The following is a 16,557-nucleotide window of genomic DNA, read 5'->3' on the forward strand; positions in this document are numbered from 1 at the left end:
ACGCCAGCGTGGCTCAGAACTGCATCGTGGCGCTCAATCTCGCCGTCCGTCCGGGCGCGGGCACCAGGCCCAGGCTCAGCGCGTCGAGGTAATAGCGGTCAGTAATGTTGTCGATGTTGAAATCGACGCTGAAGTTGTCGTTGAAGCGATAGGACGCGAACAGGTCGAAGACCTTGTAGGCATGCCAGGCAACCGGCCTTGCGAAGATCGTATCCACACCCTGGCTGTCATACTCGGGCATGGGATTGCGCTTGCCCATGAAGGTCCCGCGCATCCCTACGGTCAGGCGCTCGTCGAACAGACGGGTGCCAACCAGCAGGCTGGCGTGCCAATTGGGCGGGATCATGTTGTTGATGTAGCTGTTGGCCAGGCCGTAGTCGGTGCACTCTTCGCTGCGATAGCTGCCTTCGTGGCAGACTTCGATCTTGTTGTAGCGGGTGCCACTGAATTCCACCCACATCGGGCCGATGTCATACGAACCGCCCAGCTCCACGCCATTGACGTTCACGCTGTCGATATTGCGCAGACGAAAGAGTGGCGAACTGTTGTTTTCGTTCGTATTGGGAATGGTCCGGGTCAGGTAGTTGCGCGTGTGATTGCGGAAATAGGCCAGCTTCAGGCGCAGGCTATCCCTATCGGTCAGCACGCCATCCAGCATGTAGTTGATGCCCACTTCGCGGCTGACGGCACGCTCGGGCTTGAGATTCGCGTCCGGCGTGGCACTGACGGAAAAACCGGACGTGGTCTCGAACAGGCTGGGCATGCGCAAGGCTTCGGCATAGCGCGCATAGAACTGCAGGCCATAGGCCGGTTCCCAGGTCAGCCCGATCATCGGCGCGGAGCCACTGCCACGGGACGTCAGGAACACTTCCTCGCAGTCGCCGCTCGCTGCGCCGCCGACGCAATAGGTGCTGGCACTCGTCAACAGCATCGGTTTGTTGTCATTGGAGCGAAAGCGCGTGTAGCGCAGGCCGGCATCCAGCGTCACGCTTTCCACGGGCTTGTACTTCAACGCCGCGAACGCGCTGTATTCGGTACGCTCGCCCAGGCGGCCTTGCGGCAAGGCTGAACTGCCCTCATCGGGACTGGACGTGACATGCTCTTTCTGCAGCGCGCCGCCATAACGGATTTCCGTTGCACCCATCCATTCAAAACGCATGGTATTGCTGGCATCCAGCCCCCAGCGGCGATAGCGCTCGGTTTCCGAGCCGATGTATTTCAGGTCATCGGAGTAGTTGTTGTTCATGCTGCGCGTACGCGTCAGCCAAAGATTGGCCTGCAGGTCGATCAGGTCCGTTGCCGCCGGGTTCCAGCGGTACTGGCTGGTCCAGGTGTTGGCCGTGACCTCGCTGTTGGCGGTCTGTCGCACCACGCTGTACCAGATCAGCTGCGATGGCATCAGTTCGCCGTAGGTGCTGCGGTAGCGCAGCCAGCTGAGTTTCAGCTCCTGGTCTTGCGCCAGCTCGATCTTGCCTTTGAGCAATGCCGAATCGCTCTTGTAGTTGCTATTGACGACACGTTCGCCGCCACGGAAGCGCGATGCCCCGGTGCGCTCGGTAATGATCTCCGTCCAGAAGCCACCGTCATAGCTGTCGACGACTTCCATTTTGGCCTTGGGGCCATGGTTGCCAGCGTAGTAGTTGCCCTGTTCCCGATGCGCAATGGCCCCGACCAGCTCCAGTTTGTCGAAGCGACCGGCCAGCGCCAGGCTGCCCGCCCAGCTTTTGGGCGTGAACGTGCCGGGACGGTCCAGCGTTTCTTCCGGGCCCAGGGCATTGGCGAAGTCATGTTCGCCCGAGCACAGCAGTTCGGATACGCAGTTGATGCGGTATTTGCCGCTGTCCGCCAGGCCGGCACGTTGCCCCGGTTCCGACGGCGAGCCGCTGTTGTTGCCTATCGCGGTGCCGCGCATGCGCAGCCCGAACGATTCGCCATCACGCAGGATGTCATCGGCTTCCAGGGTACGCATGCTGACCAGGCCGCCGACCGCGCCCGTACCGCCCGCATCCATGCTGGGGCCCTTGTCTATGCGCACGCCGCCGATCAGGTCGGGGTCAACATAGGTACGCGACGAGACGCCGGCGTAGCCCCGGTATACCGTGGTTTCCTGGCGCGAACCGTCGATCAGCACCGGCACCCGGCCCTGGCCCTGCATGCCGCGGATGTTCACATCAAGGCCGCCCGAGTTGCGGTTTTCGCCGACCAGCACACCAGGCACTCCCTGGAAGATATCGCCTACCGACGTTCCGCGAAAGCGCTCGATATCGTCACGGGTCAGAACGCTGACCGAATGTGATGTCCGGTACACCTCATCCTTGGGATCGTCCGGCGTGCCCACCACTTCCACCGCATCCAGGTTCGCCACGCCAGCCGCGGATTGCGGTGGCAGCGCGCGCAGCACATAGGTGCCGTCCATCTGGCGCCGGGCCTCCAGGTTGCTGCCCAGCAGCAGTCGGCGGAATGCTTCGCTGGTCGAATACGTACCGTGCAAGCCGGGGCTGCTCAAGCCTTCCGTCAGTGCCGGTACAAAGGTGATGGCTTCACCCGAAATGCTGGCCGCCTGGCGCAACGCCTGAGACAGCGGCCCGGGCGCAATATCGAACTCGTGCACGCCGGCCGCCGCCACGCTGCCGTCCTGCGCTTGTACCGTATCCGGCCCCAGTTGCAGCGCCAAGCCGGCGGCCAGCACCAGCGCCCTCCAGCTCGCATCACGCAAACCGCGCTTACCGGTCCTTCCCCGGCTGGCGACCCGACTTCCCTGACGGCCAGCGCTGCGCTTTCCTTCCATTCCGTATTCCTCTACGACCCGATTCACAGACACCACGCAATGCGGCGCCATCTATGGTGTAGGTGGACTGAGAACGAGAAATGGTCAGATTATCCGGCCCGGAAATTGAAACAAATAGTATCTTGAATGCAGTAACCCGGGTCGCTTGCGCTGTCCCCCGCCCTGGGTACCGGCACGCCAAGCGAACGGAATCAGGCAGGCACCAGCTTGAGCCAGTAGCGGCTGCGGCGCTGTACCCGGATGGGAAGCGCCTGGGTAATGGCGGTCAGTACCCTTTCCGTATCCATATAGGGAAAGAGCCCGGTCAGGCGCAGGTCGGCGACCGCCGGATCGCACAGCAGCCAACCGCGACGGTAGCGGCCCAGCTCAGCGACGAAATCGGCCAGGCGAACATTGTCGGCCACGAGCTCGCCGCGCGCCCAGGCACCGTCCTCGTCCTTCAGCGGACGGGCTTGCGGCCCGGTGCCAGGCTGGATCACGGCACGCTGCCCGGCTTCCAGCACATAGGAACGCAACCAGCCATCTGCCATCAACACGACGCGATGCTCGAACACGCTTACCACCGTATCGGCCTCGCGTTGCCTGACGATGAACCGCGTGCCCAACGGGGCTACCCAACCCTGCGCCGTTTCCACCCGCATGGGGCGGTCCAGCGTGTCCTTGCCGGTTTCTATCAGCACTTCGCCCTGACGCAGCCGGATCAGGCGCAGCCCGGCGGTGAAATCAACGTCCACAGCACTATCGGTATTGAGCAACAGCCGGGTGCCATCGCTCAACGTCAGCACCCGCTGTTCGCCAACACCGGTGCTGTAATCCGCCACCAGGCTTTGCCAGCCATGAACCTGCATCAGCGTACCCAGGCTGGCGCCACCGACCGCCACAACAGCGGCACGCTTGAACGCCCGCCGGCGCCCGGCATCGCGCAGGGTCGACAAACCCTGGCGCGCCGCGGCCGGATTCAGGGTGCGCAAGCCGACCCCCAGGCTCTCGAAACGCGCCCAGGCTTCACGATGCGCCGGATCGGCCTCCAGCCATTGCCGCCAGCGCCGCCGGGTATCGGCGGAAACATCGTCGGCCATCAGTTCAGTCATCCAGTAGGCGGCGGCACGCGCAATTTCCTCGCGCCCGCCATCGACACCAGTGAGCCAGGAAGACACCATGCCGCTCATCCCAGCAAGACCAGGAAAGCCTGCTGGTTGGCTCGCATCAGGTATTGCTTGACCGAGCTGGTCGACACGCCCAGCGCCTGCGCCACGTCTTGGTAGGAGGCCCCTTGCAGGTGCACGAGCATGAATGCCTCGCGCACCTTGGTCGGCAGGCCGTCGAGCATCTGGTCCAGGCGCAGCAGGGTTTCCAGCGCCAGCGCCCGGGTTTCCGGCGACATTTCCATCTCTTCAGGCAAAGCGGCCAAAGCGGCCAGGTAGGCCTCTTCGAGCTGCCTGCGCCGGTGCCGGTGCGCCACCAGGCAACGGGCAATCGTGGTGAGGTAGGGGCGCGGCTCGATGATCTCCCCCGCCTTGCCTGAGCAGATCACACTGAGGAAGGTGTCCTGCACCAGATCTGCCGCATCGGCATCATTGCCCAGACGACGGCGCAGCCAGCCATGCAACCACCCCTGGTGGTCTTGGTACAGGGCATCTACAGGATCGGCGGGCGTAAGGGCTTTGACTGACACAGGCGGGCTCCGGCGACCAGATCCCTGGGGCAACAGCGGGGATTGGCCATTCGGTCAAAGATAGGTGAACGCAAGAATTGTATGAGAATTATTCTTATTACTCAAAGAATTTAACATGCCCTTGAAAACTGCTGCATGAATACCACGGTGCCCGGGTGGGATATTTAGTGCGGCATCCGGCGCCTGTCCGGCTCGGGCCCGGCATGAATTTCTTCACGGCGGGGGTCGAAGCGGTCTATTATTTATCATCATGTCCGGTTTAATGCATCGCCTGCTGCTGGCACTCAAGCCCGCCCCCTTCCAGATCAACAATCGTGAACGTCTGCGCGCCCTCATCGGCGCCGGCCTGGCAATTCTGATCACCTCCCAGCTCAGCCAATGGATGATTGGCGACGACCTGCACACCTATTGGATGGTCGGTTCGCTGGGGGCAACCTCCCTGCTGGTATTCCTGCTGCCCGGCAGCCCGCTGGCCCAACCTTATGCCGCCGTGCTGGGCAATACGGCCGGCGCCTGCATCGGCGTGCTGTGTGCCCATGCAGGCCTGCCGCCAGTACCCAGCACCGCGCTGGCGGTATCCGGCGCCATGGCCGCCATGTTCATCCTGCGCTGCGTGCACCCTCCAGGCGTAGCAGTGGCGCTATTTGCCTCGCTGACGCACATTACCGATATTTCGTTTGCCCTGGTGCCCATCTTCACGGACACCCTGCTGCTGGTCATCCTTGCCGCCATCTATAACAACCTGACGGGCAAGGCCTACCCCCACATGGAGCCGAAAAAACCTGCCTCGCCAGCCAAGCCTGCTTCCAGCCGCTTTACCGACGAAGACCTGGACCGGGCACTGGCGCGCTACAACCAGGCCCTCAATATCAGCCGCAGCGAACTGGCACAGGTACTGGAGTACACCGAGAACGCCACCTACGAGCGCATCCTGGGCGCCACGCTGTGCCGCGACATCATGAGCCGCGACCCCATCGCCGTTTCGCCGGACACCCCCCAGCCGCAAGCCTGGGAAATCATCCGCAGCAACAAGCTCAAGGCGCTGCCTATCGTTGACGACAGACATCACCTGCTGGGCATCGCCACCGCCTCGGATTTTGCCGATTCATCGCTGGCATCCGCCACGCCAGCGCCCGGCCCGCGCGGCCTGCGCGCCTTGCTGGGACGGCGCAAACCCAAGACACCGGACGCCCCCACTGTCGCCGACATCATGACCTCGCCCGTCACCCATGCCAGCGAAGATGCCCCGATCAGCAGCCTGATACCGCTCTTCGCCCAGCAGCGTCTGCGCCATATCCCCGTACTGGACGCCAGCGGCCAACTCACGGGCATCGTCACCCAATCCGACCTGCTGCAGGCGCTGTACCAGGCCGTGCAGCCGGACTGAAATGAAAAAGCCGCTGCCGGCGAAACACCGGCAGCGGCTTACCCTTGCCTGCGGCATGCGCCGCAGGCGAAAAGTCAGGCCTCGTCCTTGGCCATTTCGGCCAGCACCTTGCGCAACTTTTCCGCGTTGGCCACCAATTCCGCCATATCGCCTTTCTCGGCGGCATGGGCCAGCACTTCTTGCCCTGCGTTGCGTGGAATGACGTGGAAATGGATGTGCGGCACGGTTTGCCCAGCTGCGGCGCCATTCATCTGCGCCACCAGGATGCCCTGCGGTGCGAATGCCTGCTTGGCCGCAATGGCCAGGTGGCGCGTGGTGCTGATCACGGCGCGCGCGCCGTCGTCGGACAAGTCGAGCAGTGTCTCGGCGGCTTCCTTGGGGATCACGAGCACGTGCCCGGGCGCCTGCGGCATGATGTCCATGAATGCAACCGTGTACTCGTCTTCATAGACACGGATGCTGGGCAATTCATCGCGCAGAATGCGCGCAAACACATTATTGTTATCGTAAGCCACGTCGAAGAGTCTCCTCAGACAAGAATTCGGCGCCCGCAGCCAGCCTCAGGCCGCGACGGTATGCACCAGGGGAATCTCGGGATAATCGCCGGTGCCTTCGGGCCACGGGGTCAAGAGTTCGTAGCCATCGGCGGTGACGGCCACCATGTGTTCCCACTGCGCCGACAGCGAATGGTCCTTGGTCACGACCGTCCAGCCATCGCCCAGCACCTTCACGCCAGCGCGGCCGGCATTGATCATCGGTTCGATGGTGAACACCATGCCCTCGACCAGTTTCAGGCCCTGGCCCTTGCTGCCATAGTGCAGCACCTGCGGTTCGTCGTGATAGACGCGGCCGATGCCGTGCCCGCAATACTCGCGCACCACGGAAAAGCCCTCGCGATGCGCCACGGTCTGGATGGCATGGCCCACGTCACCCAGGGTCGCGCCCGGACGGACCACCATGATGCCCGCACGCATTGCCTCGTAGGTCACGTTCACCAGGCGGCGGCCCAGCGGGCCGACCTTGCCAACGAAGTACATACGGCTGGTATCGCCGTAGTAGCCGTCCTTGATCAGCGCGACGTCGATATTGACGATGTCGCCGTCCTTGAGGATCTTCGTGGGCGACGGAATGCCATGGCAAACCACGTGGTTCACCGAGGTGCAGGACGTCTTGGTATAGCCGTGGTAGCCGATATTGGCCGGCGTTGCCTGCAATTCGTTGATGATGTATTCACGGCAGATATCATCCAGCGCTTCCGTGGAAACGCCAGGCTTCACATGAGGCGTGATCATTTCCAGAACGGAAGCGGCCAGACGCCCTGAGATGCGCAGTTTTTCAAGATCTGCTTCGGTATTGATGACGATTTTCCTGCTCACAAGCCTGCTCCCTGAACCATGGCGCCCTGAATGGGTGTTGTTTCCTGCGCATGTGTGGCCCGGCGGAGCGCAGCGCCTGCGGCACGCAGACTGGCGTGCATAGGTTCGAATATGTTGACAATGCCCATGGCGGGATTATACGCCCCGGCCCCAGGCAGACAGCCCCATGCGTCCTGCACCGAAAGGCTTTGCCGTCGATCCAGCGCTGAAATACCGCAAAAAAGCAGCCGATTATCACAATTTGTCACAAAATACCCGGGCCATCAACGAGGAAAATATCAACGAAGATAACTGGAATTGACCAATAAGAAGACAAAAACCATTCTATTGACGGCAACATGCAGCCAAAAACCTCTAAAAATCCAGCTTGAGATTTAATTTGGCGAACTCCTACGATCTGCTGATTACAGGAGGTCATCATGTCCCTATCCCAACAGACCCCGGCCACGACGGCTGCCGTTCCCCTTCCCCTGACGCCGCGCCAGGCCGACGCGCTGGCGCCGGCACGCAATTGGAGCCGGGAAGCCATTCTGTCCCTCTACGACCTGCCTTTCCCCGAATTGCTGTTCCGCGCCCAGGAAGCACACCGCGAACATTTCGATCCCGCCAGGATAGAGCTGGCCACCCTGCTCTCCATCAAAACCGGAGGCTGTGCCGAGGATTGCTCGTACTGCCCGCAATCGTCCCACTATGACACCCCGGTGCAGGCCGACAAACTCATGGACGTGAACGCCGTCATCGCGGCCGCACAGCGCGCCAAGGACTCAGGCGCCACCCGCTTCTGCATGGGTGCGGCCTGGAGCCGGCCGAAGCCCCGTCACATGGACGCCCTGACCGGCATCGTGCGGGCGGTACGCGGACTGGGCCTGGAAACCTGCATGACCCTGGGCATGCTGGAAGCCGAACAGGCCCAGGAACTGAGCGAAGCCGGGCTGGATTACTACAACCACAACCTGGATACCGCGCCCGAGTTCTATGGCCGCATCATCACCACGCGCACCTACCAGGACCGCCTGGATACACTGCAGCACGTCCGCGACGCCGGCATCAAGATCTGCTGTGGCGGCATTGTCGGGCTGGGCGAATCGCGCCGCGAGCGCGCCGGCCTGATCGCCCAGTTGGCCAATATGTCGCCCTATCCGGAATCCGTGCCCATCAACAATCTGGTGCAGGTTGCCGGCACGCCGCTGTCTGGCCTGGATGAACTGGACCCCTTCGAGTTCGTCCGCACAATCGCCGTGGCCCGCATTACCATGCCCAAGACTCGCGTACGCCTGTCCGCCGGCCGGGAAAAAATGCCGGAAGGCATCCAGGCGCTGTGTTTCCTGGCCGGTGCCAATTCCATTTTCTACGGCGACATGATGCTGACCACGCCCAACCCGCAGACGGATGTCGACCGCAGGTTGCTCGACCGCCTGGGCATGCGTACCAGCGCGCAACTGCCGGGAGCCGTACATGCGCACGAAGACGCCGGCAGCGCCACGAATGGGCAGCCAGCCCCGGCACGAGAAGCCTGCCACACCACATGCTCGCGCTGATCCTGGCCGTTTGCAGCAGCGTGGCCGTCACGCTGCTGCTCAAGGTGTCTGCACGGCGTGGCCGTGACCACGCCACGATGATTGCAGTGAACTACCTGCTGGCATCCCTGCTGTGTTTCATCTGGCTGCCCCCCAGCCTGTCGGGCTGGCAGAACTTGCAGACACCCTGGGGCATTCTACTGGCCCTGGGGTTGCTGCTTCCCGCAGGCTTCCTGGTCATGGGCGCGGCCGTCAAGCATGCAGGCGTCGTGCGCAGCGATGCCGCCCAGCGCTTATCTGTCTGCCTGCCATTGCTGGCGGCATTCCTGCTATTCGGCCAACCCCTGACGCCCGGCCTGATGCTGGGCATCACGCTGGCCCTGCTGGCCTTGCTGCTCCTGATGCAGCCGGCTCGCGGCGCTGCTGCGGCCGACCTGACGGCAACCCGTTCAGGCGCGAACGCGCCGGGCAGTTGGGCCCTGCTGCTGGCCGTCTGGCTGGCCTATGGCAGCGTAGATACACTGTTCAAGCAGGTTGCGCGCCACCACGACCACTTTTCCACGGTACTGCTGGCCTGCTTCGTCCTGGCAGGCATCATCATGGCAGGCTACCTGTACTGGCGCGGCAAACGCCTGCAAACACGTGACCTCTCCTGGGGCCTGGCGCTGGGACTGCTGAACTTCAGCAATATTGTGTTCTACCTGCGCGCCCACCGCGCCTATCCGGACAACCCGGCGCTGATCTTCACCGCCATGAATATCGGCGTGATTGCCGCTGGCGCCCTGGCTGGCGCCTGGCTGTTCCACGAACGTCCAGGGTTACGCGGCTGGGCCGGTGTCGCCCTTGCGGCCCTCGCCATCGTCGCGCTCTGGCCGCGCTGATGCAGCCTGCCCGGCACCTGCAGCGGGCGCGGCAGCAGGAGATACGGCCAGCGATACAGCAGACGACGCATCGCTAGCAGCCTCGGCTTGAGGTGCCGCCACGGGCTCAGCCCGCGCCGCATCGTCCTCTTGCTCAGCCGCAGGCTGGGGCTGCGGGCCCGCCTGCTCGGTCACCGGTGTATTGTCCACCGCAACGGTCTCGATATAGACATCGTCTTCGGGCGTACTGCGCGGGTCCAGCGCGGTGGCCAGCGGCGAACCATGCGAAATGTCAGGCGTCGCAACGAACTGCACCGGCGCATCGCCTGCCGGACGCATGCTGGTCACCCGGCGCGGGTTCATGATGAACACCAGCAATACGCTGCATGCCGACACAAACACGAAGAACCAGGACGGCCCGACTTTATCCATCAGCACGCCGGCCAGCAAGGGGCCGATACAGGCGCCCAGCCCGTAGACCATGAGCAGCACCGCGCTCAGGCCCACGCGCCGCTCCTGGTCAACGTGGTCATTGGCAAACGCGGTGCTGAGAGAATACAGCGTGAACATCAGGATGCCCGCCAGGCCGGCAAGAATCATCAGCGCCATGGTCGGCAGGTAACTGCCCCACCACATGGGCACCACAATGACCGTCAGCAGGATCGAATTGACACGGATCAGCGCCACCCGGTTAACGCGATCGGACAGCCAGCCCATGGGCCACTGGAACAGCACGCCAGCGGCCACGGCGATGGCCACGAAAATCGCCGCCTGCGATGTATCCATGCCCTGCTTGGCGGCGTAGACCGGCGCCAGGCCATAGAACGCGCCCGTCAGGTTACCCGACACCAGGATGGCAGCCAGCGCCTGGGGCACCTTGCGCACGAAATAAGGAACATCGAGCGGTGCGGGCAATTGCGCCGCCGGATGCGAACGAGCCGTGAGAGCGATGGGGACCAGGCAAATGGACAGGCAGATGGCCACGAATGTCAGCGGCCGCAGGTCCAGCACCGGATACGCGCTCAAGGCCACCTGGCCCAGCACCGTGCCCAACCCGGACACCAGCATGTAGAAAGCGAACACTCGGCCGCGCTGATGGTTTTCCGTCTGTTCGTTGAGCCAGCTTTCGATCGCCATGAACTGCGTCACCATGGCAAGCCCGGAAATCAGGCGAAACAGCAGCCACAGCCAGAGCGAATCGCCCAGGCTTTGCGCCAGCACCATGACGGTGGCGATTGCCGCGCAAGCCACATAGGCCCGCACGTGCCCCACCCGGATGATCAGTTTGTGGCCCAGGCGCGCACCGCCAACCAGGCCCAGGTAATACGCCGCGATCAAGGCACCAACCCAGATTTCACTGACAGACTGGGCCGTCAGGCGCAACGCCATGTAGGTATTGAACATGCCGGTGCCCAGGAGCATCAGCAGGGTGGCGACATACAGGGCAGAGAAGGACGTCAGGGTGGACAACATGAAAGGCGCGCTCCTCAGGCGTGAGACGGTCCGTGCAGGACCCAGGCCAGCAGTCCGCCCAGTCCATTCTGCCAGCCACGGACAGTTGCTTCCTGGCAATGGGCGTCCCAGAAACCGGGGCGCCATGCTCGGCTGCCCCGCCTGCAAGCATTATGGCCCGAGTTGCCGGCCGACCGCCACCCTGTCACTGGCGGCAGCCCTTGCCCGCAGCCGCGCGGTCAGCGAATAACCCATGACAAACCGTTGCAGCAAAAAAAATTCCCGGCTGAACCCAGCCGGGAATTTTTTGACTCATGCCCGTCACCGGACACGTCAGTCGGGCATGTCCGGCCTGTACTGGCAGACCGGACATGCCTGAACCGGAAAGATCAGTCTTCGTCCTTGACGCGGTACACCAGCACGGCGGTCGAGGACAGCGACAGGACCTTGGAGGTCACGCTGCCCAACAACAGGCGCGACAGGCCGCTGCGGCCGTGGCTGCCGATGAAGATCAGGTCTGCGCCGTGTTCCTTGGCGGCTTCGGCGATGCCTTCGGCGACGTTGAAGTGAGTCACGGCCTTCAGTTGCACCGGCACGCCAGCAGCCTGTGCGGCTTCACCGATCTGCTTCAGGTACTTGTCGGCCTGCTCGGCAGCGGCCTTCTCGTAGTTTTCATCCGTCAGCGCATAGGCTGCGGCCATGCCATCGAAGCCGATCGTGGCAGCGAACGGTTGCGTCACATACAGGCCGAGAACTTCGGCGCCGACGGAACGGGCAAACGCAATACCGGCATTGACTGCCTGGATGGACAGCGGGGAACCGTCGGTCGGGATCAGAATCTTTTTGAACATAACCCTACTCCTTGTTCTGTATTGATTGAAAGGTGCAACCCGGTTGCGCGAGCCCGCGCAGCTGAGAATCATACTGTTTCATGCTAGCGGAAAACCAGCCACCGCACGGCAATTCCATCCGGTCCGAAGCGATTTTGTTCAGTTTTCTTTGAGCCAGCGCAAATCAATTGCCCACGGCGGCACGGTACAGCACGCTACAGCGGGTGCCGGTACGGCAATACGCCAGGACCGGCGCCGGCAGCGTCTGGAGCAATTCGGCAAAGCGGGCAACGTCCGCTGCCGTCATGGCGCCGCTCACCACCGGCTGATACACGCACTGCAAGCCCGCGGCCTGGGCGGCGGCGGCAACGGCCTCGGCCGTGGGCTGCTCGGGGCCGGCCTCGAAATCCGGACGATTGATGATGACACTGCGATAACCGGCCGCCGCCACCGCAGCCATGTCTTCAGGCTGCAATTGCGGGGCGACGGAGAAATTGTCGGACAGGGCATTGATGGGTACAGACATACTGAAACTCCAGCAGGCAGGAAGGCGAATCATCCTGCAATCAATTAAATAAATTCCTCAGTCGCACAGTAGCACAGTCCTTGGCTTTCCGAAGCCACTTTCCCGGCCCGCACGCCCCCTTTTCCCTGTCAGCCCCTGGCCGCGGCCAGCGCACGGTTCAGGCGCGGCCAGGCCTTTTCATCCTGCATCAGAGAAATGGAAAAACGGATATGGGTGGATGGCTGCTGCGCCGGAGAAAACAGGGAGCCAGGCGCCAGCAGCAGGCCCTGGTCGGCGGCTGCCATGGCCAGCCGCTCGGCGTCCACGCCGCAATCCGTCCACAGAAACAGGCCGGCATCCGGCAGGTCGCCAGGGCCCAGCCCGAGCGCACGCAAGCGCTCATGGCTGACGCGCCTGGCGGTATCCGTCTTCTCCCGTGCACGCAGGACGTGGCGCCGGTATTGTCCGCCGGCCAATACCGAATAGACCAGGCGTTCACCCATTTCCGGCGAGCTCAGGCCGCTCAGCATTTTCAAGTCGCACAGTGCAGCAACATGTTCGGGCGCCGCCGCCAGATAGCCCACCCGCAAATTGGCCGCCATGAGCTTGGAAAAACCGCCCACCAGAATGACGCGCTTGAAGCTGTCCAGCGCGGCCAGGCGCACCGGCGTACCGCTGGACAGGTCGCCATAGGTGTCGTCCTCTACCACCATGAAATCGTAGCGCTCGGCCAAACGCAGGATTTCATGCGCCATCCTGGCCGTCATGACGTTGCCCGTCGGGTTGTGGACGACGGAATTGCACAGGAAGAAACGCGGCTTGTGCACCTGCGCCAATTCTTCCAGCCGAGCCAGGTCCAGTCCGCGCACGCTGCGCGGTACACCGATGGGGCGGATGCCCTGGGCCGCAATGTTGGCAAAGCCGACGAACCAGGAAGGGTCCTCGACCAGCACGGTGTCACCAGGCCGGGCCAGGTAGCGCGTCACCAGCCCCAAGGCATGGGTGACACCGCCAGTCGTCATCAGGTTGCTGGCGGGATTGAGTTCGACGCCGTCGCGCTGCAATATGCGCGCCACCTGCTGACGCAACGGCAAATAGCCCTCCGGCACGCCATAGTGCAGCAGATAGCCGGTCGGCAGGCGGCCCAGCCGGCGCATGGCAGCAGACAGCATATCCGGGTCGGTCCATGCGGGCGGCAGCATGCCGCTGCTGCCGGGCAGCACGTCGCCTGCGGGCGCTTCCTGGAACATGCTGCGCAACAGCCAGCTGACATCCAGCCCGGCGCGGGCTGACGGCATCGCCGGCGCCTGGGCGCTATCGGCCGACAAAGCCGGCGCCTGCACATAGAACCCCGCCCCTCGGCGGGACTGAATCAAGCCATGGGCAACCAGCAACTCATAGGCTTCGACCACGGTGAAACGACTGACCGCCGCCAGCGCTGCCATGTCGCGAATCGACGGCAGGCGCGCCCCGACGCGCAGGGCGCGCTGCCCGATCTGTTCGGCCACCTTGTCGGCCAACTGCTGCGCCAGCGGCACGCTGCTGTTGCGCGCCAGGCGCCAGGAAAAAACGGGCGTTTCGGCTTGCTCAAGTGTCATGGTCATATCACCAGGCCAGTTCAGATAACTGTTTGATCAACTGTACAGGTACTGTACCGCCATTGATGCTTACAGTGGAAGCCATGCCCGCTGCATCTGCCGGAATTTTTTCCGCCGGGCCGTTTTCCGATTTTCCGAGATTCCCGCAGGAAACTGACCATGGACGCCATGCTTCCCACTGATTTGATGACCCCGGCCCTGGCCGGCTCCCTGGCGCTGTTCATGTTCGCCTCATCCATTACCCCCGGGCCCAACAATGTCATGCTGGCAGCCTCGGGCCTGAACTTCGGTTTCCGCCGCTCCATCCCGCACATGCTGGGCATCAGCCTGGGGATGATGAGCATGCTGATCCTGGTCGGCGCCGGCATGGGCAGCGTCTTCCTCAGGTTTCCGTGGTTCTATGACGTACTGCGCTATGCAGGCGCTGCCTATCTGCTTTATCTGGCCTGGCGTATCGCCACGGCCGGCGGCATGGACGACGCCGACCAGCGCGGCCGCCCCATGACACTGCTTGAGGCCCTGCTGTTCCAGTGGGTCAACCCAAAGGCCTGGATCATGGTCGTGGGCGCGATCGCCACTTATGTGCCGCAGCAGAATTTCTTCGCCAACCTGGCCCAGGCCACCTTGCTGTCCGGCGTGGTCAACCTGCCCTGCATCAGTGTCTGGGCCTGGTGCGGCACGGCCTTGCGCACCGTACTGACTGCCCCCTTGGCCGTGCGCTGTTTCAACGTGGCCATGGCACTGCTGCTGGTGCTATCGCTTTACCCCATCCTGACATCCCTGGCGCAATAACCAGACAGGCGCTCTCGGCCTCAGGACGGCCGGGGTGTTGCCGGAAAGCGCCGCGTCGGCGTCTGAATCGCCGGCATCGCCTGTGTCAGGGGCATTTCATGGGCATCTGTCGCCGCTGCCAGTTCAATGACGGCATATACCCCACTGACAGCGTCGGCCAGGGCCCGGTCCAATTCCGCCCCGCGCAGCAGCGACACCAGGAAACGTGCCGTCATGACATCGCCCGTCCCGCTGAGATCCACCGCCAGGCGCGGCGTACGTACCTGCCAGGCCTGGCCGCCCCGGCCCACCACATTGATGATGCCGCCCTGGTCATCTTCCACGCTGCTGACGACGACCACGCGCTGGCGCTCACCGCTGAGCACCGCCATGCGTCCGGCCAGGCCTGCCGGCTCGGGCACCAGCCGCTGCAATTCAAAGGTGTTGGGCGTGAGGACATCCGCCAGCGGCACCAGTTCGTCCGCGATGGCCTGGGCACAGGCTGCATCGACATACAGGCCTTTCTGGGCATCCCCCATGACGGGATCGCAGACATACAGCAGGCCGGGATGAAGACGCTTGAGCTCCTTCAGCCACTGCGCCACTTCGCGCACGATGGCGGCGCTGCCCATCCAGCCGGTCAGGACCACGTCCAGTTCCTGCGCCGCCACCCGCTGCGACAAGCCCGCGCACAGGGCACGAACGTCTTCCGCCCGGACCGGCAGACAAGCCCATTCCGGGTAATGCGGGGTATTGGACAGCAAGGTAGTCGGCACCGGATACACGGTCAGTCCGGCAGACTGCAAAACAGGCACTGCCGCACTGTTGCCGGCATAGCCGAACACCAATTGCGACTGTATGGAAACGACAGTTTTCATGGAAAGCAGCGTAGTGGCAGGATGGGCGAAAAGGCACTGACAGGCAAGCGGACGGTCAGGGCGTGCGGGGTGCAATCAAGCCCGGCCGGACACGGCCACTGTAACCAGGGGAAACATTCATCATACGCCTTTGCCGGCGGATTGGCGGCCGCGCAGCCCCGAAAACAAGCAGCAAGGCAACAAACGCACCCGGCACCGCGCCGGCACGAACCTCGGCGGCGCACAGGCGGCGCCAGCACGCCCCCAGAATCAGAGGCCTGGCAGCGCCTGCCCCGATACCCACATCAGGAAGGCCGTCATCAGGACGTAGCGCAGGAACTTGCCGATCGCCATATAGAACATGCACGGCCAGAAGGAAAAACGCAGCCAGCCGGCGGCGGCACACAGGGGGTCGCCCACAGCCGGCAGCCAGGACAGCAGCAAGGCGGGCGGGCCGATGCGGCGCATCCAGTTGCGGGCGCGCACATCCCAGCGCCCCTCCTTGCCCTGCCCCACGCCATCGGCCGCCTGGGCGTCGTCCCCGGTGTCATCACTGTCACCGTCTCGCGGCAGGCCTTCCTGCGCAGCCGCCAGGCGCTTGCGCCGGCGCCAGAGCACAAAAGCCCTGCGCGCGCCCAGCCCCATGGCATAGGAAATGCCGCCACCAATGGTATTGCCGGCCGTCGCCACCAGCATCGCGGGCCAGAACATATGTGGGGTCAGGCTCAGGTAGCCGAACACGACTGGCTCGGACCCCAGTGGCAGCAAGGTCGCCGAAACCAGGCTGACAATGAAAATCGCGCTCAGCCCGACCTGTGGCAATGCGAACATTTCCAACAGGCTATTGATCGCGGACATCAAGGTGCTTTCCATAGCCGAAGTTTATAGGACGCTGTGCTACTCTGGACGGTTTCCTGATTCCATTTTTCTCAACCCACCCA

Annotated in this window: 16 protein-coding genes; 5 read left to right on the plus strand and 11 right to left on the minus strand. The window is 63.3% G+C overall.

Going from position 1 to position 16,557, the window contains the following annotated elements; genetic code table 11:
* Window positions 1-13: 13 nt before the first annotated feature.
* The 3 genes from ACEW7X_RS14815 to ACEW7X_RS14825 all read right to left on the minus strand — a co-directional run bounded on the left by ACEW7X_RS14815 (window position 14) and on the right by ACEW7X_RS14825 (window position 4,463).
* A complete protein-coding gene (locus tag ACEW7X_RS14815) occupies window positions 14-2,788 on the minus strand; it encodes a TonB-dependent receptor domain-containing protein (RefSeq protein ID WP_420177371.1) in 2,775 nt (924 codons plus the stop codon).
* 191 nt (window positions 2,789-2,979) lie between these two features.
* Window positions 2,980-3,948, minus strand: coding sequence for a FecR domain-containing protein (locus ACEW7X_RS14820; RefSeq protein WP_165389944.1), 969 nt, complete (start codon window positions 3,946-3,948; stop codon window positions 2,980-2,982).
* 5 nt (window positions 3,949-3,953) lie between these two features.
* Window positions 3,954-4,463 (minus strand): sigma-70 family RNA polymerase sigma factor, encoded by a 510-nt coding sequence (locus tag ACEW7X_RS14825; protein WP_130486501.1) that lies wholly within the window; start codon window positions 4,461-4,463, stop codon window positions 3,954-3,956.
* A 250-nt stretch (window positions 4,464-4,713) separates the two neighbouring features.
* On the opposite strand from ACEW7X_RS14825, the gene ACEW7X_RS14830 reads away from it, so the two are divergent.
* Window positions 4,714-5,850, plus strand: a complete 1,137-nt coding sequence (locus tag ACEW7X_RS14830; RefSeq protein ID WP_068367308.1) for an HPP family protein — start codon at window positions 4,714-4,716, stop codon at window positions 5,848-5,850.
* Window positions 5,851-5,924: 74 nt separating this feature from the next.
* On the opposite strand, the gene ACEW7X_RS14835 is transcribed toward ACEW7X_RS14830, so the two are convergent.
* A complete protein-coding gene (locus tag ACEW7X_RS14835) occupies window positions 5,925-6,365 on the minus strand; it encodes an HIT family protein (protein WP_068367311.1) in 441 nt (146 codons plus the stop codon).
* Window positions 6,366-6,410: 45 nt separating this feature from the next.
* A complete protein-coding gene (gene map, locus ACEW7X_RS14840) occupies window positions 6,411-7,226 on the minus strand; it encodes a type I methionyl aminopeptidase (protein ID WP_068367313.1) in 816 nt (271 codons plus the stop codon).
* 166 nt (window positions 7,227-7,392) lie between these two features.
* On the opposite strand from map, the gene ACEW7X_RS14845 reads away from it, so the two are divergent.
* From ACEW7X_RS14845 to ACEW7X_RS14855, 3 genes are all read left to right on the plus strand, one after another.
* The gene (locus ACEW7X_RS14845; protein WP_264622981.1) at window positions 7,393-7,527 is read left to right on the plus strand and encodes a hypothetical protein; all 135 of its coding nucleotides are present in this window, start codon (window positions 7,393-7,395) and stop codon (window positions 7,525-7,527) included.
* Between the two features lie 118 nt (window positions 7,528-7,645).
* Window positions 7,646-8,764: a biotin synthase BioB gene (bioB, locus tag ACEW7X_RS14850; protein WP_127775221.1), complete on the plus strand. Its 1,119-nt coding sequence runs from the start codon at window positions 7,646-7,648 to the stop codon at window positions 8,762-8,764.
* Entirely contained in the window at window positions 8,752-9,624 is an 873-nt protein-coding gene (locus tag ACEW7X_RS14855; protein WP_420177372.1) for an EamA family transporter, read from the plus strand. The genes bioB and ACEW7X_RS14855 overlap by 13 nt, the downstream gene beginning before the upstream one ends.
* Here the strand turns inward: ACEW7X_RS14855 and ACEW7X_RS14860 are convergent.
* The 4 genes from ACEW7X_RS14860 to ACEW7X_RS14875 form a co-directional block, all read right to left on the minus strand.
* Entirely contained in the window at window positions 9,562-11,076 is a 1,515-nt protein-coding gene (locus tag ACEW7X_RS14860) for an MFS transporter (protein WP_068367317.1), read from the minus strand. The genes ACEW7X_RS14855 and ACEW7X_RS14860 overlap by 63 nt on opposite strands.
* A gap of 368 nt (window positions 11,077-11,444) precedes the next feature.
* Entirely contained in the window at window positions 11,445-11,906 is a 462-nt protein-coding gene (locus tag ACEW7X_RS14865) for a universal stress protein (protein WP_068367318.1), read from the minus strand.
* A 163-nt stretch (window positions 11,907-12,069) separates the two neighbouring features.
* Window positions 12,070-12,411, minus strand: a complete 342-nt coding sequence (locus ACEW7X_RS14870) for a TIGR01244 family sulfur transferase (RefSeq protein WP_068367320.1) — start codon at window positions 12,409-12,411, stop codon at window positions 12,070-12,072.
* Between the two features lie 128 nt (window positions 12,412-12,539).
* Window positions 12,540-13,988 carry a PLP-dependent aminotransferase family protein gene (locus ACEW7X_RS14875; protein WP_420177373.1) on the minus strand — a complete coding sequence of 483 codons (1,449 nt, stop codon included), beginning with the start codon at window positions 13,986-13,988 and terminating at the stop codon, window positions 12,540-12,542.
* A 159-nt stretch (window positions 13,989-14,147) separates the two neighbouring features.
* On the opposite strand from ACEW7X_RS14875, the gene ACEW7X_RS14880 reads away from it, so the two are divergent.
* Window positions 14,148-14,780, plus strand: coding sequence for a LysE family translocator (locus ACEW7X_RS14880; RefSeq protein WP_420177374.1), 633 nt, complete (start codon window positions 14,148-14,150; stop codon window positions 14,778-14,780).
* 20 nt (window positions 14,781-14,800) lie between these two features.
* Here ACEW7X_RS14880 and pdxY read toward each other — a convergent pair whose 3' ends face one another.
* Together pdxY and ACEW7X_RS14890 are read right to left on the minus strand one after the other, a co-directional pair.
* Window positions 14,801-15,637: a pyridoxal kinase gene (gene pdxY, locus ACEW7X_RS14885; RefSeq protein ID WP_068367324.1), complete on the minus strand. Its 837-nt coding sequence runs from the start codon at window positions 15,635-15,637 to the stop codon at window positions 14,801-14,803.
* Between the two features lie 249 nt (window positions 15,638-15,886).
* Window positions 15,887-16,489, minus strand: coding sequence for a YqaA family protein (locus ACEW7X_RS14890; RefSeq protein WP_420177375.1), 603 nt, complete (start codon window positions 16,487-16,489; stop codon window positions 15,887-15,889).
* Window positions 16,490-16,557: the final 68 nt, after the last annotated feature.

The sequence above is a fragment of the Kerstersia gyiorum genome (genome assembly GCF_048595715.1).
In the GTDB taxonomy this organism is placed as follows: Bacteria; Pseudomonadota; Gammaproteobacteria; order Burkholderiales; family Burkholderiaceae_B; genus Kerstersia; species Kerstersia gyiorum.